The 19928-nt window shown below is 69.8% G+C and carries 21 protein-coding genes; 12 read left to right on the plus strand and 9 right to left on the minus strand.

Features of this window, described 5'->3' with window-relative positions; genetic code table 11:
• Positions 1–31 precede the first annotated feature (31 nt).
• Positions 32–925: a haloalkane dehalogenase gene (locus AB0I38_RS32805; protein WP_358489041.1), complete on the minus strand. Its 894-nt coding sequence runs from the start codon at positions 923–925 to the stop codon at positions 32–34.
• A gap of 15 nt (positions 926–940) precedes the next feature.
• Positions 941–2710 carry a tetratricopeptide repeat protein gene (locus AB0I38_RS32810; RefSeq protein ID WP_358489045.1) on the minus strand — a complete coding sequence of 590 codons (1770 nt, stop codon included), beginning with the start codon at positions 2708–2710 and terminating at the stop codon, positions 941–943.
• Between the two features lie 259 nt (positions 2711–2969).
• On the opposite strand from AB0I38_RS32810, the gene AB0I38_RS32815 reads away from it, so the two are divergent.
• The 3 genes from AB0I38_RS32815 to AB0I38_RS32825 all read left to right on the plus strand — a co-directional run bounded on the left by AB0I38_RS32815 (position 2970) and on the right by AB0I38_RS32825 (position 6356).
• Positions 2970–4499 (plus strand): MFS transporter, encoded by a 1530-nt coding sequence (locus AB0I38_RS32815; protein ID WP_358489050.1) that lies wholly within the window; start codon positions 2970–2972, stop codon positions 4497–4499.
• Positions 4500–4534: 35 nt separating this feature from the next.
• Positions 4535–5323 (plus strand): DoxX family protein, encoded by a 789-nt coding sequence (locus AB0I38_RS32820; RefSeq protein ID WP_358489057.1) that lies wholly within the window; start codon positions 4535–4537, stop codon positions 5321–5323.
• Positions 5324–5639: 316 nt separating this feature from the next.
• The gene (locus tag AB0I38_RS32825; protein WP_358489066.1) at positions 5640–6356 is read left to right on the plus strand and encodes an NPCBM/NEW2 domain-containing protein; all 717 of its coding nucleotides are present in this window, start codon (positions 5640–5642) and stop codon (positions 6354–6356) included.
• A gap of 94 nt (positions 6357–6450) precedes the next feature.
• Here AB0I38_RS32825 and AB0I38_RS32830 read toward each other — a convergent pair whose 3' ends face one another.
• The 3 genes from AB0I38_RS32830 to AB0I38_RS32840 all read right to left on the minus strand — a co-directional run bounded on the left by AB0I38_RS32830 (position 6451) and on the right by AB0I38_RS32840 (position 9131).
• Positions 6451–7173 carry a methyltransferase domain-containing protein gene (locus tag AB0I38_RS32830; RefSeq protein WP_358489071.1) on the minus strand — a complete coding sequence of 241 codons (723 nt, stop codon included), beginning with the start codon at positions 7171–7173 and terminating at the stop codon, positions 6451–6453.
• A gap of 211 nt (positions 7174–7384) precedes the next feature.
• On the minus strand, positions 7385–8788 hold the full coding sequence (sthA, locus tag AB0I38_RS32835; protein ID WP_358489080.1) for a Si-specific NAD(P)(+) transhydrogenase: 1404 nt from the start codon (positions 8786–8788) through the stop codon (positions 7385–7387).
• A 91-nt stretch (positions 8789–8879) separates the two neighbouring features.
• Positions 8880–9131: a hypothetical protein gene (locus AB0I38_RS32840; RefSeq protein WP_358489085.1), complete on the minus strand. Its 252-nt coding sequence runs from the start codon at positions 9129–9131 to the stop codon at positions 8880–8882.
• A gap of 310 nt (positions 9132–9441) precedes the next feature.
• On the opposite strand from AB0I38_RS32840, the gene AB0I38_RS32845 reads away from it, so the two are divergent.
• Complete coding sequence (locus tag AB0I38_RS32845) at positions 9442–9885, plus strand: carboxymuconolactone decarboxylase family protein (RefSeq protein WP_358489089.1); 444 nt, start codon at positions 9442–9444, stop codon at positions 9883–9885.
• 472 nt (positions 9886–10357) lie between these two features.
• Positions 10358–10528 carry a hypothetical protein gene (locus tag AB0I38_RS32850; protein ID WP_358489093.1) on the plus strand — a complete coding sequence of 57 codons (171 nt, stop codon included), beginning with the start codon at positions 10358–10360 and terminating at the stop codon, positions 10526–10528.
• Between the two features lie 30 nt (positions 10529–10558).
• Here the strand turns inward: AB0I38_RS32850 and AB0I38_RS32855 are convergent, their stop codons facing one another.
• Complete coding sequence (locus tag AB0I38_RS32855) at positions 10559–11179, minus strand: pyridoxamine 5'-phosphate oxidase family protein (RefSeq protein WP_358489099.1); 621 nt, start codon at positions 11177–11179, stop codon at positions 10559–10561.
• Between the two features lie 70 nt (positions 11180–11249).
• Positions 11250–12347 (minus strand): PrsW family intramembrane metalloprotease, encoded by a 1098-nt coding sequence (locus tag AB0I38_RS32860; RefSeq protein WP_358489104.1) that lies wholly within the window; start codon positions 12345–12347, stop codon positions 11250–11252.
• Positions 12348–12479: 132 nt separating this feature from the next.
• Between AB0I38_RS32860 and AB0I38_RS32865 the strand changes: the two genes are divergently transcribed.
• The 7 genes from AB0I38_RS32865 (at position 12480) to AB0I38_RS32895 (ending at position 18886) form a co-directional block, all read left to right on the plus strand.
• Positions 12480–12905 carry an ester cyclase gene (locus AB0I38_RS32865; RefSeq protein ID WP_358489112.1) on the plus strand — a complete coding sequence of 142 codons (426 nt, stop codon included), beginning with the start codon at positions 12480–12482 and terminating at the stop codon, positions 12903–12905.
• Positions 12906–12945: 40 nt separating this feature from the next.
• On the plus strand, positions 12946–13413 hold the full coding sequence (locus AB0I38_RS32870; RefSeq protein ID WP_358489121.1) for a pyridoxamine 5'-phosphate oxidase family protein: 468 nt from the start codon (positions 12946–12948) through the stop codon (positions 13411–13413).
• Between the two features lie 120 nt (positions 13414–13533).
• Positions 13534–14223 (plus strand): hypothetical protein, encoded by a 690-nt coding sequence (locus AB0I38_RS32875; protein ID WP_358489125.1) that lies wholly within the window; start codon positions 13534–13536, stop codon positions 14221–14223.
• Between the two features lie 268 nt (positions 14224–14491).
• Positions 14492–15259: an ABC transporter ATP-binding protein gene (locus AB0I38_RS32880; protein ID WP_358489132.1), complete on the plus strand. Its 768-nt coding sequence runs from the start codon at positions 14492–14494 to the stop codon at positions 15257–15259.
• Positions 15244–17064, plus strand: a complete 1821-nt coding sequence (locus tag AB0I38_RS32885) for a hypothetical protein (RefSeq protein WP_358489135.1) — start codon at positions 15244–15246, stop codon at positions 17062–17064. The genes AB0I38_RS32880 and AB0I38_RS32885 overlap by 16 nt, the downstream gene beginning before the upstream one ends.
• Positions 17061–18269 (plus strand): sensor histidine kinase, encoded by a 1209-nt coding sequence (locus tag AB0I38_RS32890; protein ID WP_358489145.1) that lies wholly within the window; start codon positions 17061–17063, stop codon positions 18267–18269. The genes AB0I38_RS32885 and AB0I38_RS32890 overlap by 4 nt, the downstream gene beginning before the upstream one ends.
• Positions 18266–18886 (plus strand): response regulator transcription factor, encoded by a 621-nt coding sequence (locus AB0I38_RS32895; protein WP_358489151.1) that lies wholly within the window; start codon positions 18266–18268, stop codon positions 18884–18886. The genes AB0I38_RS32890 and AB0I38_RS32895 overlap by 4 nt, the downstream gene beginning before the upstream one ends.
• A gap of 177 nt (positions 18887–19063) precedes the next feature.
• On the opposite strand, the gene AB0I38_RS32900 is transcribed toward AB0I38_RS32895, so the two are convergent.
• Entirely contained in the window at positions 19064–19489 is a 426-nt protein-coding gene (locus AB0I38_RS32900) for a cytotoxic translational repressor of toxin-antitoxin stability system (protein WP_358489155.1), read from the minus strand.
• Entirely contained in the window at positions 19486–19902 is a 417-nt protein-coding gene (locus tag AB0I38_RS32905; protein ID WP_358489160.1) for a prevent-host-death protein, read from the minus strand. The genes AB0I38_RS32900 and AB0I38_RS32905 overlap by 4 nt, the downstream gene beginning before the upstream one ends.
• Positions 19903–19928: the final 26 nt, after the last annotated feature.

Here is a 19928-nt window from a genome sequence, read left to right on the forward strand (position 1 = left end):
ACCGGACCAACGATTGGGCGGACCTGACACGCTAGGTGACACTGACGAATGCGGCTACGTGGCGGCCGAGTTCGGCGCCCGCGTCCTCCTGGAGGAAGTGGCCCGCGCCGGCGATCACCGGGTGCTCGCGCCCGGCCGCGCCCGCCATCGTCCGCTTCATGATCGGGGCCATGCCCCCCGTGATCGGGTCCGAGTCGGAGAAGGCCACCAGGAAAGGGCGGTCGAGGGTGGTGAGCACCTGCCACCCCGCGCGGTTGGCGGCCGCCGCCGGATCGTCCGGGGTGATCGGCACCAGGCCGGGCAGGGCCTTGGGCCCCACCTTGTACGACTCGTCGGGGAACGGCGCGTCGTAGGCCGCGAGCACCTCGGGCGAGAGCGTGGTCCTGCAGCCCGACTGGACGAATCGGGCGATGTCCAGGGCGGGCGAGTCGACCACCGCGTCCTTGAACCGGTGCCACACCTCCGGCATGGGGATGTCACCGGTCGGCAGGCCCGTGTTGGCGGCGACGATCCTGGCGATGCGCTCCGGGTGCTCGGCTGCGATCCTGAGCCCGATCAGGCCGCCCCAGTCCTGGCCCACCATGGTGACGCCGGTCAGCTTCAGGGCGTCGAACAGCAAGGCCCGCGTCCACTCCACGTGCCGGGCGTAGGTGTGGTCGCCCGGTTCGGCCGGCTTGTCGGAGCGGCCGAACCCCACCAGGTCGACCGCGATGGCGCGCAGCCCGGCCGCCGCGAGCTCCGGCATGACGTGCCGGTAGAGGAACGACCAGCTCGGCTCGCCGTGCAGCAGGACCACGGGCTCGCCGTCGGACGGCCCGTCCTCCACCCAGGCCATGCGCAGCCCGTCGACCTCGGCGTATCGCGGTTCGTAGGGGAAGTCGGGCAGGGCGGCGAAACATTCGTCGGGAGTGCGGAGGATTCGCATAGAACATGACTCTAGCTAGCGGCGCTGGTGCCGCCCAGGGAACTCACCCATGAGCACCTGCTTGGGCGTGACGCGCAGCAGGTCGCCGTCGGCCAGCGCGATGCCGCGCACCTCCACCCAGAACCGGCGTTGCAGCGGGTCCGCCGCGAACACCGCCACCCGGGGGTCGGTCTCGATCGCCTCCCACGCCTCCGTCTCGGCGATCAGCCTGAGCTCGCCGGACGGCCCGACCGTCGCCACCGCGCCGACCACCCGGGGTCCCAGGGAGTCGCCGTACGTCAGCACGACGTTCCTGGCGTACGCGAACGCCTGCCGTATCCCGGGGGTCAGCTCGACGGACGGTTCGGCGCCGGCGGGCAGGTCGCACATGATCAGGGACGCGCGCCAGGGGCCTGGCGCGCCCCGCCACCACGCGCGCACGGCCCGCAGCGCGAACACGATCGCCACCGCGCCCAGCGCGCCCAGGCCCGCCCGCCAGCCCCACGCCGAGCCCAGCGTCCCGCCCGCCGCACAGGCCGCCGCGGCGAACGCGACCAGGAGCGTCGCCGCCGCCAGCCACTTGTCCTCCCGGTACCTGGCCCGCCGGTAGGAACCGACCAGCGGGTACGGCGCCGCCACGGCGAGCAGCGCCGCCCGCGGCTCCACGGCCAGCGCGCCGAGCAGCAGCGGCACCAGCACCGACCACGTGCGGCCGAGCACGATCCACAGCGCCACCCCGGCGTTCCGCCTGGCCGTGCGCTCGCCCGCCGCGCGGGTGAACTCGGTCAGGGCCCGGAGCGGGCGGCCGCGCCAGGTCTCGGCCAGCGCGCGCAGGGCGGCGAGCATCGGCCAGCCCAGCACCGCGATGGCCGCCAGACCAGCCCATACCGGGTCGAACGACGGCGGCACCCCCGGCACCGCGGCCAGGCCCAGCCAGGCGGCGAACGCGACCACCGACGCCACCGCCGACACCACGGCGGTGCCCAGCCAGGGGTCACGGCCGAGCATGCCCGGCACGTACGACCAGACCCTGACCCGGCGGGCCTGCCCGAGCGTGAGCGGGACCAGCAGCACCAGCACCGCGAACCCGCCCAGCTGGGCCTCGGCCCCACGGTCGAAGCCGAGGGCGGCCACCGCGACCGCGAGCGTGGCCAGCGCCACCAGGAGGCGGGCCTGACGCGACCACACCTCCAGCGCGCGCCTGGCCCGGCCGGTCTCGCGCGGCTCGATCGGCCAGGCGGGGTCGTGATGGGCGCGGGGGCGATCCCAGCGCAGCAGCGTGAGGCCCAGGTTGACGCGGGCCTGGGGGTGTCCGGGGTCGAGGTCGAGTGCGGCCCGGTAGGCGGCCGCGGCGCGGGAGTGCTCGGCGCGCAGCAGGGCCAGGTCGCCGTCGAGGACGTACGGGCCGGGCTGCTCGGGGGCGAAGCGGCGGGCCAGGGCCGCCTCGTCGAGGGCCTCGTCCCAGTGACCGGGCAGCCGGCGCAGGACCGCCGCCAGCCGTACCCTGGCCGGCCAGGAGCCGAGGGCCAGGCGCACCGCCTCCCGCGCGGGCGGGAGCGCGTCGGCGTCGCGGCCGAGTCGTTCGAAGGCGAGGCTGATCAGGCGGTGGGCCCATTCGCTGAACGGGTCGAGATCGGCCGCCCGGCGGGCGGCGGTCAGCGCGTCTTCGGGGCGTCCCGCGTCGAGGCGGGTGACGGCCTCCTGGCACCAGTCACGCGAGGATCGCTCGGAGTTGTCGTCGCCTTTGTCGTCGTGGTGGTCGTCGCTGTGGTCAGGGCGGTACTGATCGCCTGGGCCGGTACCCACTCTGTCCATGATCGGCTGGTCAACGAAGGTTGGATAGGTGCCGACATATGGCTGTATCTCTCTAGAGAGGTGGCGGTGGGGCGCTCGATGCGTCCATACCGCTATACCAAGGGCATGGCATGGCTTAAGCTGCCACGCAGGCCAGAGCGGAGGAGCTCGGAGGAGGGAGCCGGTCGCCCGCCCACGAGTTCCGACGCGCGGGCCGTGACCACCAGCACGTGCGGGCCAGTAGTGACCGGATCGGCCTGCGAGGAGGCCCATGACCGTCACACAGGCCGCGCCCGTCGCACGGCGCGCGGTTCAGCGAGAGCACGACAACCGCTGGTCCATCCTCCTGGTCCTCTGTCTGAGCCTGCTCCTGATCACGGTCGACGCCACGGTGCTGCACATCGCGGTGCCCGCGCTGACCTCGGCGCTGGAGCCGTCGGCGGTGCAACTGCTCTGGATCATCGACGTCTACTCGCTGGTCGTGGCGCCGTTGCTGATCATGTTCGGCGCCCTGGGTGACCGTTACGGACGCAAGAGGCTGGTGCTGGCGGGGTTCGTCCTGTTCGGAGTGGCCTCGGCCGCCGCCGCCTTCTCCCCCACACCGCTGGCGCTGATCGTGTTCAGGGCGCTGCTGGGCGTCGGCGGCGCGATGATCATGCCGGCCACGCTCTCCCTGATCCGCCAGGTCTTCACCGACCGGCGCGAGCGCGCCATCGCGCTCGGCGTCTGGAGCGCGGTCGCCGCCGCCGGCGCCGCGATCGGGCCGCTGGTCGGCGGGCTGCTCGTGGGCATCTGGTGGGGCGCCGTCTTCCTGGTCAACGTGCCCATCCTGCTCGTGCTGCTGCCCGCCGCCGTCCGGCTGCTGCCCGAGTCACGCAAGCGGGCCGACCGCCCGTGGGACGGCCTGAGCGCGGCGCTGTCGGTGTTCGGCATCCTGGCGCTGGCGTTCGGGCTGAAGGAGGCCGGATCGGGCAGCCTGATGCCGTTCGGCGCGTCCTTCTCGATCTTCCTGGGCGGCGTGGCGCTGCTCGTGTGGTTCGTCCGGCGGCAGACCCGGCTCACCTCGCCGCTGCTGGAGGTCCGCCTGTTTCGCGACCGCGAGTTCAGCACCGGCGTGACCGGGGTGCTGCTGGGCGTGTTCGCGCTGGTGGGACTGCAGCTGATGCTGGCGCAGTATCTCCAGCTCGTGCTCGGCGACAGCCCCGTGCGCGCGGCGCTCAGGATGCTGCCGCTGGTCGTCTCGGCCGTCGTCGGCGGCCTGGCCGCCGCCCACTTCCTGCCCAAAATCGGCCTGCGGGCCACCATGAGCGGCGGGCTCGGGCTCGTCGCGGTCGCCCTGACCCCGACTCTGACCTGGGGCGTCGAAGGCCATCCGGTGATGCTCGCGGTCTGCTTCGTGGGCATCGGCTTCGGTGTGCAGGTCGCCCTCCTGGCCGCCTCCGACACGATCATGTCCTCCGTACCCGAGTCCCACGCGGGTGGCGCGGCCGCCATCGAGGAGACCGCCTACGAGCTGGGCGCCGGCCTGGGCGTCGCGGTGCTCGGCACCATCACCACCATCGCGTACGCGCCCGCGCTGACCGCCGTGCCCGGCGTGCCCGCCGGCGGCATGGACCAGGCCAGGCAGTCACTCGCCGGAGCCGCCCACGTGGCGCACGAGATCGGCGGCAGCGCGGGCGACGCGCTGCTCAACGCCGCCCGATGGGCCTTCGTCAACGCCCTGCACACGACCGTCGTCGTGAGCGTCGTCCTCCTCAGCCTGACCGCCATCGCCGTGGCCATGCTGCTCCGCCGTGATTGAGGTGTGTGATGTCCCGATTAGGGCAGGCATCAACCGTGAAACAAGCCCTCCGTGATCTTGCCGCGTTAGTCGCCCGCGTAGGCGTGGGCGGCATCTTCTTCGCCAATGGCTGGAACAAGCTGGAAATCGGCTTGAAGGCCACCGGAGAGGAGTTCGCGCGGCAGGGAGCCCCCGCGCCGGGCGCCTGGGCCACGGTGACCATGCTCACCGAGCTGATCGGCGGCGCCCTGCTGATCGCCGGGCTGGCCGTGTCGGTCGTGGGGCTGACCCTGTTCGCCGAGGCGCTGGCGGTGTTCCTGGTCGCTCCGCCACTCAATCCGATCACCCTGAACGAGATCATTCTGCTGGGCGCGGCGGCGCTGCTGCTCGCCGTGGTGGGCGCCGGGCGGATCTCGGTCGACCACATGGTGGTGATCCGGCGCAGGGAGTCGGCCGCGGCCAGCGAGTTCGCCGCCGAATCCGAGGCCGACCAGGTCATCGCCTCGCTCCGCGATCCGGACGTCCCCTCACCCCTGAGCGCTCCGAAGCCGGCGCGCCCGTCGGGCGGCACCTCGTCCGGGAGCAAACCGGCCGGGAGCAAGCCGTCCGGCGGCAAGGCGTCCACCGCCTCGCCGAAGCCCGACGACGCCGAGACCGCCAAGACCGAGAGCGCCAAGACCGAGGCCGCCAAGCTGGAGGACACGGCGCCGCATCCCCGGCCGCGCCGTACGGGTGACGCCACACCGCCCGAGGAGCCCACCGCCTCGGCGTCGCCGGGTGACACGCTGGTGGCGGGCCGCAAGAAGCCACCGGCCCGCGGTCGCCGCAGCCCCGCCGACGACTGACCTCTCGGCTTCCCGGTCGCTCTCCACCGTCCGGCCGGTCGCCGAGCAGGGGATCGCGGAGGCCGCTTCCCTGGACTACGGACCGAACCAGGAACTCGCCGTCAGCGCCCGGACTGGTTATGCGAAATTAATGGCATAAATCCGATTTAACCGAAATCTTTCGGCGAAGCAACTGAAACGAAATACATAGCGCCTCGATGACAATGGCGAGATTCGCCTGCGCAATGCCTGTTCCGCGCATTAAATTCGCGCCCACGAAAAGGTTCTGGTAATACCACGGGACCGGCGCGGAAAAGGCAGAGCGAAAGGCCACCTGATGGCACGGAACACCTCGGCGGGCGGCGTCGCCGGTCAGGGACACGAGATCCGGGTCGCCCGGATCAGCGCGCGCGGCACGATCATGTCCGCCCTGATCACGGGAGTGGCGACCGTGGTGGTGGCGGTGATAGGGGTGCGCTTCGCGCCGACCGGGATCTCCCAGGCGATCGCCCCCAACGCCGCCGTCACGCACACGGTGACCGCGACCACGACGGTGACCGCGACGCCGCCGATCACCTCCGTCACTCCCGTCGACACGACCGGCCCCGGCGTCGCCCTCACCACGTCCAACGCCGTCTCACACGAAGACTGCTACGTGTCGGGCGACGGCTCGAATTCCTGGTACGACACGTCGGTCTCGCTCGACAGCAGCGGCGCCCAGCTACCCGCGCTCACCTGCAGGATCAACTGGGCCGGCGCCGCGACGGGACACGTCGACTACCTGGTCCCGGCGAGCGCGCGCGAGTTCGCCGCCCAGGCCGGCATCGACCGGTTGTCGCCCAACACGACGGCCCAGGTGCGCTTCGAGGTGCTCGCGGTGGACGGCTCGAAGCTCGCCTCCGCCACGGCCACCTACCAGAACCCGCAGCCGATCAAGGTGACGGTCACCGGAGGCACCCGCATCCGGCTCAAGGTCACCATGGTCCGCAGCACCGAAGAGGTCACCACGGACGACTTCGTCCGCGTCGCCTGGGCCGCACCGGCTTTCGCGTAACCCCGGCCGTCGCGGCGAGACCGCGCGCGTGCGCCGGCTCACGCACCGGACCACAGCCACCACGGCCGGCAGAAGCAGTGGGACGAATCCGCCATCACCCGCGAATCTCAGCCGCCACCAGGAACAACAGGGCCGAGGCCAGGAACGGCCGAGAGCCGGCGTCCTCGATCCACCTTTCGGCATCGGGATCGAGATAGCCGGCGTCGATGGCCCGGGCCACATTGCGACGCAGCCCGAACATGTGATCAGCCGTCGTGAAGTCGCGAAACACCGGCGCCACCGTCACCACGGTCCGGACCACGAGGCCCGCCTCCTCGCACAGCCGGGCCAGGCCGCGGCCGATGGTCGCGTTGCGGATCATCTCGGCGACCATGAATCGGCTCAGTCCCCGGCTCATGGCCGGCTGAAGGGAGTCGATCAACAGTCCCTCCCAGTCGGGTTCGGCCATGACGATCCGCCCTCCGGGACGAGCCACCCGGCGAAACTCCGCCAGCACCCGCGCCGGATCGGCCACATGCTGGAGCACGCGGTCGGTGCGAGCTCGATCGACGGTGTCCTCCTCCAGCGGCAGCGCATGGACATCACCGGAGCGAATCTCGATCAGGGGCTGTCCCACGGAACGGGCACGAGCCTCCGCGATCATCACCGGATCCCGGTCGACTCCGATGACCCGACCGGCCGGCGCGACGGCGGTCGCCATAGCCGCCAGGTCGGTCCCCGGACCGCAGCCGAGATCGAGCGCGGTCTGCCCAGGCTGGAGATCGAGTAGTTCCAGCACCTGCCGCTTGTAGCCCCGGCCTACCGCGCTCGCGGCCACCTGGTCGAGATAGGCGATCGGGTCAGGCCGAGACAGTGAGTCGCTGTTGATCATGCACACAGCCAAGCAGACGCATGTGCGGCTCCCGAGCATAAGGTGTCGAGATCTCGTGCACCCCGTACACCCAGCGGTCGCGGGCGACGGTGATGGGCTCGCGGCCCTCACCCGTACCGGCACGACAGGCCCCGGTGTGACGGATGCCCGGCCCGGGTCAGAGTTCGAAGCGGGCGACGCGCCGGAGTTTGTTCATCGCGTCCAGCGCCGCCACCTTGTACGACTCGGCCAGCGTCGGATAGTTGAACACCGCGTCCACGAGATAGTCGATCGTCCCCCCGCATCCCATCACCGCCTGCCCGATGTGCAGCAGCTCCGTCGCCCCCGTGCCGAACACGTGCACACCCAGCAGCGACCGGTCCTCGGGTGACACCAGCAACTTCAGCATTCCGTACGTGTCACCGATGATCTGCCCCCGCGCCAGCTCCCGATAGCGCGAAACACCCACCTCGAACGGCACCTGCGAGGTGGTCAGCTCGTCCTCGGTGCGCCCGATGAACGAGATCTCCGGGATCGTATAGATCCCGATCGGCTGCAGATGATGGATTCCCGGCAACGGTTCGTCACACGCGTGATGGGCCGCGATCCGTCCCTGCTCCATGGACGTCGCGGCCAGCGACGGAAACCCGATCACGTCGCCCACCGCGTAGATGTGCGGCGCCACCGTACGGTAGTGCTCGTCCACCGGAATCCGGCCCCGGGCGTCGGCCGTCAGTCCCGCCACCTCCAAGCACAGCTCGTCCGTCATCCCGTGCCGTCCCGCCGAATACATCACCGTCTCGGCCGGGATCTTCTTGCCGCTCTCCAGTAACGTCAGCGCGCCCCGCGCGCGCCGCTCCACCGCCGCCACCGACTCGCCGAACCGGAACGTCACCGCCAGGTCCCGCAGGTGGTACTTCAACGCCTCCACGATCTCCAGATCGCAGAAGTCCAGCATCCGCTCGCGCCGCTCCACCACCGTCACCTTGGTGCCCAACGCCGCGAACATCGACGCGTACTCGATCCCGATCACACCGGCGCCCACCACGACCAGCGAATCCGGCACCGTCTGCAGATGCAGGATCCCGTCGGAGTCGATGATCGTCTCCTCGTCGAACTCCACCGACGCCGGCCGCGCCGGCCGCGTCCCCGTCGCGACAATGATCTTGTCCGCAGTGACCTTGACCCCGCGCCCAGCCTCGTCGACCACGTCCAGCGTGTGCGCGTCGACGAACCGCGCCGACCCCGTGAGCACCGCCACGTGGTTACGCGCCAGCTGGGACCGGATCACGTCGATCTCACGACCGATCACGTGCTGGGTCCGGATCCCCAGATCACCCACCGTGATCTCGTCCTTCACCCGGTAACTCTGGCCGTACATCTCGCGCTGGTTGAGACCCGTCAGGTAGAGGACGGCCTCGCGCAGGGTCTTGGACGGGATGGTGCCCGTGTTGATGCACACGCCGCCGATCATGTTGCGGCGCTCGACGATGGCGACCCTCTTCTCCAGCTTGGCCGCCGCGATGGCCGCCTTCTGCCCGCCGGGCCCGGAACCTATGACAACCACCTCGAAGTCGGCCACGCCCTCCAGTCTGCGCACTGCGCGCGATCAGGAGAAGCCCTCCGCGCCCACCGCTTCGGCGTACGGAGGCGAAACCGGCTGAGGAGTCTCTCTAGGCGGACGTCCCTGCCATGACGCGGTCGACGATGCCGACGGTGCCCTCCTGGCGGGCGCAGTGGGCGCCGCAGTACCAGTGATCGCCGGACTGGGCGCCCTGGCCGATGACCCGGGTGCCGCAGTGCTCGCAGATCGGCGCCATGGTCTGGATGGCGCACTGGAAGGAGTCGAAGACGTGCACCACTCCCTGGGCGTGCACTTCGAAGGACATGTCGTAGTCGTTGCCACATGCCTCGCAGATGGCCATGATGATCCCCTTTGTCCGGTCGCTTCGCCGACCAGATACCCGGTTTCCGGGTGCGCTTTCCTCAGGGCGCCTCAAGGGACGTCCATATTCGGACCGGGTTCACCTGCGGGTCATGCCCAGAACACTCCCCAGGCCGCGCGGACCGAAATGAGCGGCGCCCCTCGATGACTCACCGAAGCCGGCGACGGGGCAGCAGACACCACGGCGTCCACGCGCGGCGGTCCCGGTCGGTTGAGATCTTGGAACGACTGTCACATTCGCCGGTCCTGTCCCGTCCTGTCCCTGTAACCACGACACGATGGAGGTAGTCATGTCCCAGCGGATCAACGTGGCCGAGCTGGCGCCCGAGGCGTACCGGTCGTTCGGCGCCGTCGAGGGCTTCCTGCTGAGCAGCGGCCTGCCGCACAGCACGATCGAGCTGGTCAAGCTGCGCGTCAGCCAGATCAACGGCTGCGGCTTCTGCGTCGACATGCACAGCCGCGACCTGAAGAAGGCCGGCGAGAGCGACGAGCGGCTCTGGTCGGTGGCCGCTTGGCGGGAGGCGCCCTACTACACGCCGGCTGAGCGGGCCGCGCTCGCGCTGGCCGAGGAGGCCACCCGGCTGGCCGACCGCGAGGCCGTCCCCGACGAGGTCTGGCGGCAGGCGGCCGAGCACTACGACGAGAAGGAGCTCGCGACGCTGGTCGTGGCGATCGCCATGATCAACGCCTGGAACCGGATCGGCGTCGCCACCCGCCTCGCCCCCGTCGGCTGAGCCGGGTCCCGGGCCGTCCGGGGCCGCCGCGGGCGGCCGCCCGTGACGGCCCGGGATCCGGGACCGCCGGTCGTGATTCGGACGGCTCCCGGCGGGAAGGGCTGATGATTCGGGACGGCTCCCGGCGAGAACGACCGATGATGCGGGACCGTTCCGGATTCGTACGGCGAGACCGTAGAAATGCATGGAGCGGCGCCGCGGATCCCGACTAGGTTGGGCTGCAACCGCTCACCAACTCCCCGGCAACCGGCGGGGCGCACAGTGAGCCCAGGCCGAGGCGCCGAGAGGGGGCAGACCATGAGACGCGTGAGGATCGTCAAGCCGACGGTGAAGCGGCGTCCGGACCGCGACACGGGCCTGGACCTGCGGTCCCCATCAGGGCGGCGACTTCCCTACTGAAACACTCCTTACACAGAACTTACCGGGGTATCTGTAGATAACATAGGTAACAAGAACATCACGGGGGGCTCACATGAAGAGGCTTGTGGCAGTGTCGCCACACGTGTCCAGGCACAAGGTCCGGGGCATCCGCACGGACGACCGCCACCAGCCGATTCCACCCGATCCCAAGGTCGTCGACCTGCGCGCCTACAGCGGCCGCAACGTGATCCGCTTCCCCGACGGCCCGCCTCCCGCGGCCTGACCTCCGAGCCCCGGCTGTGACGGCCGGGGCTCAGCCGTACAAGCGCTTGGCGTAGGTCTCGCCGTAGTAGTCCTCGAGCTCTTCGAGGGTCTCGTCCACCTTCTGCACGTCCTTGATCAACTGGGCGTGCGAGGGAAGCAGGTCGGCCTCCCAGCGGTCGGGCTTCCAGAGCGAGGAACGCAGAAACGCCTTGGCACAGTGGAAGAAGATCTGCTCGATCTCCACGACGATCGCCAGGTCCGGACGGTGGCCCTTCACGATCAGCTCGTCGAAGAACGGTGCCTCACGGACGAGCCGGGCGCGACCGTTGACGCGGAGCGTCTCGTTGCGGCCGGGGATCAGGAAGATCAGGCCGATGTGCGGGTTACGCAGGATGTTGCGGAACCCGTCGGCCCTGCGGTTGCCCGGGCGGTCGGGGATGGCGATCGTGGTGTCGTCGATGACGTGGGCGAACCCGGCCGGGTCTCCCTTCGGCGAGACGTCGCAGTTGCCCTCCGCGTCGGAGGTGGCGATCAGGCAGAACGGCGAGGCGGCCAGCCACTGCCTGTCACGCTCGTGCAGGCGGACGCGCTCCTTGGTCGCCGCGCGCGACTTCACCTCTCCCAGCAGCTCCCGCAGCTCGGCCTCGGACCCGATCTCCACCCAGCTCATGTGCTCTCCCTTCGGGGGTTCGCTCAATCTTGTCAGGAAATCGAGTGGAACATCCGATGCGATGCGCCCGTCACCATCGGTGGGAATTCGCCATGACGCCCAGCAGCGCGTTGCGCTCGACCGCGAACGTGTCCATGTCCATGCCCTCTCGCTCCGCCCGCAGATGCAGCATGGTCAGCTCGGTCGCCGCCTGCTGGTAGTCGGACATCTCCTTGCCCAGCCCCTTGCCCCTGGCCCACTTCCGGGCGAGCCTGCGTCCCGGCAGCGAGCTCAGCATGGCGATGTCGGGCGGCGTGACCAGCCCGGTCTGCTGGTACGCCGGCAGGTGGACGCCCATCGTGGCGACCAGGTGCCTGCGCTCCCGTACGGTCACCATGATGAGGAAGACCAGCGCACCCATGATCACCAGGTAGGCGAGCCCGATCCAGGACAACGACCCCGTCGTGGCGCTGCCGTTCCAGAGCCCGTGCAGAAGGACCGCGGCGAGGTAGCCGAGCGGGATCACGGCGTACCGGGCCGGACCACGCCGGGTCAGCGCGTACGCGACGGCCACGCCGATCATGGAGGTGTAGATGGGATGGCCGAGCGGGTCGATCAGCCCTCTGATCACGAACAGTTGGATGGTCGCGCCCACACCGCCCTGGGTGAAGCTCAGTAGGTAGTATCCGACGTTCTCCACGGCCGCGAAGCCCAGCCCGGCCATGGAGGCGTAGATGATGCCGTCGGTGAGCCCGTCGATCTCCCGCCGCCTGCGCAGGAGCAGCAGGAGCGCGGCCCCCTTCAGCGCCTCCTCGACCACCGGGGCCAGGAAGACGGTGCCCACGGTGCTGACGACCTGCGCGCCGTAGCCCGCCTTGGCGAACAGCGCCTGCCCGGCGATCGTGAGCCCGATCCCCAGCACGATCGCCACGCCCGCGCCCCAGGCGAAGCAGAAGGCCAGATGCAGCTTCGGCTCCGGCTCCAGCCGGTCGAGCGAGAGCACGGCCGCGAGCAACAGGGGCAGCGGCGCCAGGGCCAGCCCCATCGACAGCCCGAACCCGACGGGACCACCGCTCAGCAGCAGCACGACCAGCACGACCACGGCCAGCAGGCTCGATACCACGAGACCGATCAGCAGCGCCTTGCTGGGCTGGCGGGTGAGGGTGGGGGGCCGTAGGGGGACTGTCATCGTGGCGCCTCTCTTCGGTTCGGACCCCCAACTATGGATCTGCCCCATCGACGCTCGCTTAACGGTCACTTGCGGGTCGCGATCCCCGTCCCCCACGGGTGAGAGCGCGCGTCTCGCGGGTACGAGCGGTGCATGATCGCGACACTGTACGAGCGGTGCATGATCGCGACACTGTACGAGCGGTGGCTGCTCGAAATGTGGAATGGCGACTTCGAGCTCGCCCACGACCTCGTCACCCCCGGCTTCGTCGGTCACTGGCCCGGCAAGGAGGTGATGGGCCCCGGCGAGCTGATCGAGATGCTCCGCCAGGGCCACGCGCCGTTCGGCGACGTCTCCGTCACCCTCGACGTAGGACCGATCGTCGACGGCGATCGGGTGGCTGCCCGCTGGACGTTCGGCGGCTCCTACCGCGGCGGCCTGCCGGGCGCGACGGCGCCGGAGGGCACCCGGGTCGCCTTCAGCGGCCACGACGTCCTGCGGGCCGAGGGTGAGAGGTTCGCCGAGTACTGGGTGATTTCCGACGTGCAGGCTCTCGCGCGCCGGCTGGGCATGGACTGAGCTCCGGTAGGGTTCCGGTGACGAAAAGGGGAGTCCGCCGATGTCACAGGAGACCCAAGGACCGGCCATGGGCCCGCCTCCCGGCTTCCTGTCCGACGCCCAGGTGTCCCACCTGCTGGGTGAGCAGCGCTTCGGCGCGCTGGCCACGGTCACGAGCAGCGGTCATCCCCAGATGTCCACCGTCCGCTACACGTGGGACCCCGAGCAGCGGGTCGTGCGCATCTCGACGATCGCCGACCGGCCCAAGGTGCGCCAGTTGCACAAGGATCCGCGCAGCGCCCTCTACGTGGCCGGCGAAGGCTTCCGCTCCTACGGGGTGGCCGAGGGCGAGGCCGAGCTGTCACCGGTGACCGTCGAGCCCGGCGACGAGGTCGGCCGTGAGCTGCTGGCCATGCGGCCGGGGTTCGCCGCCCCGGGTGACGAGGCCGCGTTCCTGCGCCGGATGGTCGACGACCGGCGGATGGTGATCAGGCTCAGCGTGTCACGGCTGCACGGGATGAGCCTGTAGCGCGACCCGCCGAGACCTCACTGACACAGGGTGTCCATCAGAGCACATACAGCATTTACGTCCGTTTTAGGCCGATTCGTGCACACTTGTCCTATTCCATAGCTCGGGAGGACAAGAAAGATGACCCCAGGATCGGACAGCACCACCACGGCACAGGCCGGCAAGCCGGCCAGGCACCGCGTTTCCCGTTCCTTGCTGCTCATCGCCACCACCGCGCTCGTGGTGGCGACCGGCGGCGGCATCGCCACCGCCGCCACGCCGACCTCCTCGACGGCGCCGGCCGCCACGTCGAGCGACACACCGACGGCGACTCCCTCCGGGGCGCCTTCCGACAAGGCGTCGGACAAGGGCCGGGGCCACAAGTGGGGCTTCCACAAGCTCCCCATCCACGGTGAGTTCGTCGTCCCCAACGATGAGGGCGGGTACGCGACCTTCACCGGCCAGCAAGGCGAGGTCACAGCCGTCAGCCAGAACTCGGTCACCGTCAAGAGCGCGGACGGCTACACCAAGGACTACACGGTCAACGACGACACCCGGATCAACCGAGGTGGCGCCGGTATCGACGCCGTGAAGACCGGGCAGAAGGTCGCGATCATGGCGAAGGTGGAGGACGACACCGCCACCGCCGTCGTGATCCGCGACATGAGCGCCCGCGACGGAAAGGGCCGCGAAGGCGAGGGCTACGAGGGCATGTACCGGGAAGGGAAGGAAGGCCAGAGGCACGGCAAGGACGACCGCGCGCAGCGCGACGGCCAGCAGGACGGCCAGCAGGACGAGTCGTCGAGCCCGTCCTCCGACGGGTCTTACTGACCGCTGTCCCTGAGGTGGCACGCGCCACGTGACACCACGTCCCGAAATCAGCGGCCCTCGGTCGGCGCGTCTCCGGACACCCGCTGACCGTCGCACCTGGCCGCGACCGAGCGCCTGGCCTTTCCCAAGGCCAGGCGCTCGTCATCTCAACCGTCATCCACGCGTCGGCCCTGCATGAGCATCAACCGATCGGTTGATGCCGGAATCCACCACCCGGCTCCCCACTCGGCCGATCCGCCACCCCACACCCCCACGCGATCCTCGAAGCATGTCAACCCGCTCAGAGCCCGCCCTCCAGACCGTGGGACTCCGCAAAGCCTTCAGCGAGCACGTCGCCGTCGACGACGTCCACCTCACTGTCCCCGCCGGATCCTTCTACGGGCTGGTCGGCCCCAACGGTGCGGGAAAGACCACCACGCTGGCCATGACCGTAGGCCTGCTGCGGCCCGACGCCGGCAGCGCCCAGATCTTCGGCGTCGACGTCTGGCGCGACACCGTCCAGGCCAAGGCGCTCGTCGGCGTGCTGCCCGACGGCAACGCCATGCCCGAACGGCTCACCGGGCGCGAGGTCCTCACCTACCTCGGTCTCCTGCGCGGCCTGCCACCCGCCGTCGTCGCCGAACGCACCGACGAGCTCCTGCACGTCCTCGAACTCGACTCCGCGGAGCGGACTCTGGTCATCGAATACTCCACCGGCATGCGCAAGAAGATCGGCCTGGCGGTCGCCCTCCTGCACGCCCCCCGCCTCCTCGTCCTGGACGAGCCGTTCGAGGCCGTCGACCCCATCTCCGCGGCCACCGTCAAGGCCATCCTGCGCAGGTTCGTCGAGGGCGGCGGCTCCGTCATCATCTCCAGCCACGTCATGGCCCTGGTCGAGCAGCTCTGCGACCACGTGGGCATCATGTCCGACGGGCGCGTCGTGGCCGCCGGCCCCCTGGCCGACGTACGCGGCGCCGGCACACTCGAGGACGCCTTCGTCGACCTCGTCGGCGCCCAGACCCGCGGGACGGAGGGACTGGCATGGCTCACGGCCTGACCCCCAGCATGACCCCCAGTTGGGTCGACATGGCGCGCATCATGATCCAGATGCGGCTCACCCTCCTGCGCAACTCCCTGCGCGGCGACCGCGCCACCAATCTGCTTTTCGGCGTCCTGGTCGGCGTCGCCCTGGCCGCCGGAACGATCGCGGTCGCCGTCCTGTGGCCCGCCTACCTCCCCCTGGCCCTGACCGTCTGGCTCACCGGCTGGATCTTCGGCCCCATCTTCACCGGCGGCGGCGACGAGACCCTCCGCCCCGAATACTTCGCCATGCTCCCCGCCACGCCCCGCCGTACCGCGGCAGGACTGCTCGCCGGAGCCTTCGCCGGCCCCGCGCCACTCGTCACCCTCCTCGCGCTACTGTCCCTGCCCGTGTACGGCTGGCGCCACGGCCCCGCCGGTGTCCTCATCGGCCTGGCCGCCGCCCTGGCCACGCTCGCCACGATGGTGATGCTCTCCCGGATCGTCGTCGCCGCCCTCGGCTTGTTCGTCCGGTCCCGCGCCACCGCCGCCCTCGTCGGCATCGTCATGGGAACCACACTGGCCCTCTCCGGCAACGGCTGGGCCCCCGCCATAGCCCTCGGCGCCACCGACACCCTCATCTGGACGCAGACCTTCGTCCGTGTCCTGCCCTCCGGCTGGGGTGTGGCCGCCGTCGAAGCATCCTGGCCGCTCGCCCTGGCCATCCTCGCCGCCAACGGCGCCGCCATCGCCCTGCTTCTGCTCGCCTGGGCCGCACTGCTGGCGCGGCGCGTCGCCTCGGCCGCCCGCGGCGGTGTGCCCGCCCGGCGCGGCGCACCCCGCCCCTTTCCCGCCATCGGCGGCGCCCGCATCGTCGCCGCCAAGGAAGTACGCGTCTGGTGGCGCGACCTGGTCCGTATCCAGCTCCTCAGCGTCGCCTTCTCCTACGCCCTGGTCTTCCCCCTGCTCCTCGTCACCATCGACTCATGGATCATGGTCCCGTTCATCGGGCTCATCGCCATCGTCATGGCGGCCGGCACCTCCGCCAACCTCTACGGCGTAGACGGAACCGCCCTGTGGCTCACCCTCATGACCCCTGGTGCCGAACGCGCCGACGTCCGCGGCCGCCAGCTCGCCTGGCTGCTCATCGTCGGCCCGGCCGCCACCATCCTGACCCTCGCCGGCACCGCCGTCAGCGGCCAGACGTGGGCCTGGCCCTGGGTCCTCGGTCTGCTCCCCGCCCTCCTCGGGGGCGCCGCCGGCCTCATCGTCCGCGTCGCCGTCACCTCCCTCGTCCCCGGCACCGACCCCCACAAGCGCGGCGGCAACCCGCTCAACACCGGTGCCGACGAAAGCGCCGAAACCGGCCTGGCCTGGCTCTTGCTCATCGCCGTCCCCGTCATGGGACTCCCCACCGCCGCCGTCATCCTGCTCCATCCCTGGGCAGGCGTCCCCGTCGGCCTGCTCACCGGCGCTCTCAGCGTCTGGGGCTTCGGCAAGATCGCCCACCGCAGGCTCGAAAGCCATGGGACCGAACTGCTCACCCTCATGAAGCACGGCCCCGCACCTCAGCCCACCGGCAAGGAGGCCACCGCCGACCTGCCCCTCAAGCATCGCATCGCCGTCATCCTCTGCTACTGCGTGGCCTGGCTGCCCACCTTCCCCCAGGGCATCGTCCCCATGATCTTCAAGATCGTCGGCGTCCAGGACCCCGTCTGGTTCCTCGCCCTCCACCTGCCACCCGTCTGGCAGTGGCCGACCATCATCTTCATGATCACCCTAGGGCTCCTCATGTACGGCTACGCGATCCTCATCCCCATGCGCATAAGCTCAGCGCCATGAACGACCCCTTCCCGCCCTCCACCTGGGAACGACGTTTCGGGATCTTCGTCGAGGTCGTTCCCTACCTCACCCTGGCCACCGCCCTGGCCATCAGCGTCACCTCACCCGAGCAGCCCGCGGGCGGGATCCCCCGCACCCTCGCCCTCACCGCCCTGGCCCTGGCCTGGATCCTCGGCGCCCATACCCTCCTGCCCGCCGACCTCCGCAACCGCCGCGCCACCACCATCACCTACTTCTGCGGCGTCCTGGCCACCTCCGCGCTCCTGTCCTTCCACCACCCGATCTTCCTCATCTACTGCATTTCCGGCTTCTTCCTCGCCAGCTCCTTCGCCCCCTCCAAGTGGACCTTCGCCGCCGTCGCCGCCACCTCCACCGTCCTGTACGGAACCTCGCTCGACTGGTCCCAGGCGAACGCCCAGCTCGTCGTCCTGCACATCGCGATCATCGCCGTCCAGACCGTCACCATCGGCGGCGGCCACATCTTCGGCATCAGAATCGAGGAACGGCAGCGCAAATACCGCCAAGCACTCACCGACCTGCAAAAAGCCCTGGAGGAGAACGCCGAGCTTCACGCCCACCTCCTCGCCCAAGCCCGCGACGCCGGCATCCTCGACGAACGACAGCGCATGGCCCGCGAAATCCACGACACCCTCGCCCAGGGCCTCACCGGCATCATCACCCAGCTTCGCGCCGCCCAACGCGTCCAAGACCGCGACGCCCGCATCGACCGCGCCCTCACCCTCGCCCAGGACAGCCTCGCCGAAGCCCGCCGCTCCGTCGACGCCCTCCGCCCCCACCAGCTCGAAGACGCCCACCTCCCCGAAGCCATGACCGCCCTCGCCCGCACCTGGACTCAGACCTCCGGCGTCGATCTCAACGTCGAAGTCACCGGCGAACGCGTCCCCCTCAGCCCCGCCATCGAAGTCACCCTTTTCCGCGTCGCCCAGGAAGCCCTCACCAACGTCGCCAAGCACGCCGACGCCACCCGCGCCGGCCTCACCCTCTCCTACACCGGCACCGTCGTCCTCCTCGACATCCGCGACGACGGCAAAGGCATCGACAGCCCCAACGGCAAAGGGTTCGGGTTCAGCAGCATGAGGCAACGCGTCCGCGGCGTCGGCGGCACCCTCGAAATCGAAAGCACACCCGGCGAAGGCACCGCCGTCAGCGCCACCGTCCCCGCCCTCCAGATAGGCCCCCAGTGATCCGCCTCCTCATCGTCGACGATCACCCCATCGTCCGCGACGGCCTGCGCGCCGCCTTCGAAGCCGAACCCGACATCGACGTCGCCGGCGAAGCCGCCAACGGCCGCGAAGGCATCGAACGCGCCGCCGCCCTCGACGTGGACATCGTCCTCATGGACCTGCGCATGCCCGAGATGGACGGCGTCACCGCCATCACCGCCCTCCGCCAGACCCACCCCTACATCAAGACCCTCGTCCTGACCACCTTCGACGGCGACTCCGACGTCCTGCCCGCCATCGAAGCCGGCGCCACCGGCTACCTCCTCAAGGACGCCCCCACCGACGAACTGCTGCGCGCCGTCCGCGCCGCCGCCGCCGGCGAGCCGGTGCTGTCGCCCTCGGTCGCGGGCCGCCTGATGGGCCAGGTACGCCGACCGGTCAAGGCCGCCCTCACCGACCGCGAACTGCAGGTCCTCGCCCTCGTCGCCGACGGCGCCTCCAACCGCCAGGCCGCCGCCAAACTCTTCATCAGCGAGGCCAGCATCAAGACCCACCTGCTGCACATCTACGACAAACTCGGCGTCCGCGACCGAGCCGCCGCCGTCGGTGAGGGTTACCGTCGCGGCCTGCTCAGTTAGTCGGCCTATGCCGGACAAGCCCCCTCACATCGGAAGAGGGGAGCCAGGCCGACGCCGGACTCCCTCCATGACCTGCGGCTACGCCCTCAGTGGATCAGGTCGAATGACGCATCAGATGCGATCCCGCGCTCTGTACGGGGCAGTGCACTTATTCGAGAGGTGCGGTATTCCTCAGGATCAGACCCCGTCGATCCAGTACTTCTGGAGTCGCGTGATGGCCTCCTCCTTGCTCATCCCCGCCACGGTCGTCTCGTCAAGACCCACCCTGGAGATCAACATGAACACGAGGTCTGCGGGCAGGGCCTCCGATGGCAACTCGGGGGCTCCGCGATCGGGTCTCACCTCGTTCTGAACGCACGCCCAGAAGGTCACCTCGTCCACCTGAAGTTGATCGCGGAGTATGTGACTCCAGATGCCTGGGCCGTAGGTGCTTCGGTCGACCGGATGAGAGATCCGGGTTCTCAGAATCCTGCCATCAAAAAGATCCAGCTCGTAGGTGACATGGTGCGTCCCCGTTCCTCCCCGGGCGTTCCGCACCAGACGCCAGCCCTCGATCCGACAGAACCGGTCGTGATGCTCACGGGCAGGCTGGGGCCAGCTCACCGGCCCTTCCCTACCAGCCATTCGCGCAGTTGCTCGTCATCACTGAGGCTGATCAACTGCACAAGCCCCCAGTTCTCGCGGTGGTTCGGCGCGTCGAGCAGATGGCCCTGCCAATCCTCCGCGTACTCACGGAGGCCCTCGATCATCTCCGCAATGGCTTGATCAAAGGTCGCACCGTCCGCGGCGACAGGTAGCCCCGGAATGAAAACCGACCAGCCGCCGGCTTCAGGAAGCACCTGCGCTCGAGAAGGGGTGACCACCGCGAGGTAGTGCCGGAGTCTTTCAACATCCACGAAGGCGGTCACGGCCGACTCACGACGCACCGTTGCCACGCGACCTCTCTCGGCCGCATCCAAAAGCGCCTTGAGATGTGCACGAGCTTCTGTATAGCTGTCGAAGTGGACAGCGGTCATGACGAACCTCCCAGCGAGACGCACCT

The sequence above is a fragment of the Nonomuraea cavernae genome (assembly GCF_040655715.1).
Lineage (GTDB): Bacteria > Actinomycetota > Actinomycetes > Streptosporangiales > Streptosporangiaceae > Nonomuraea > Nonomuraea cavernae_A.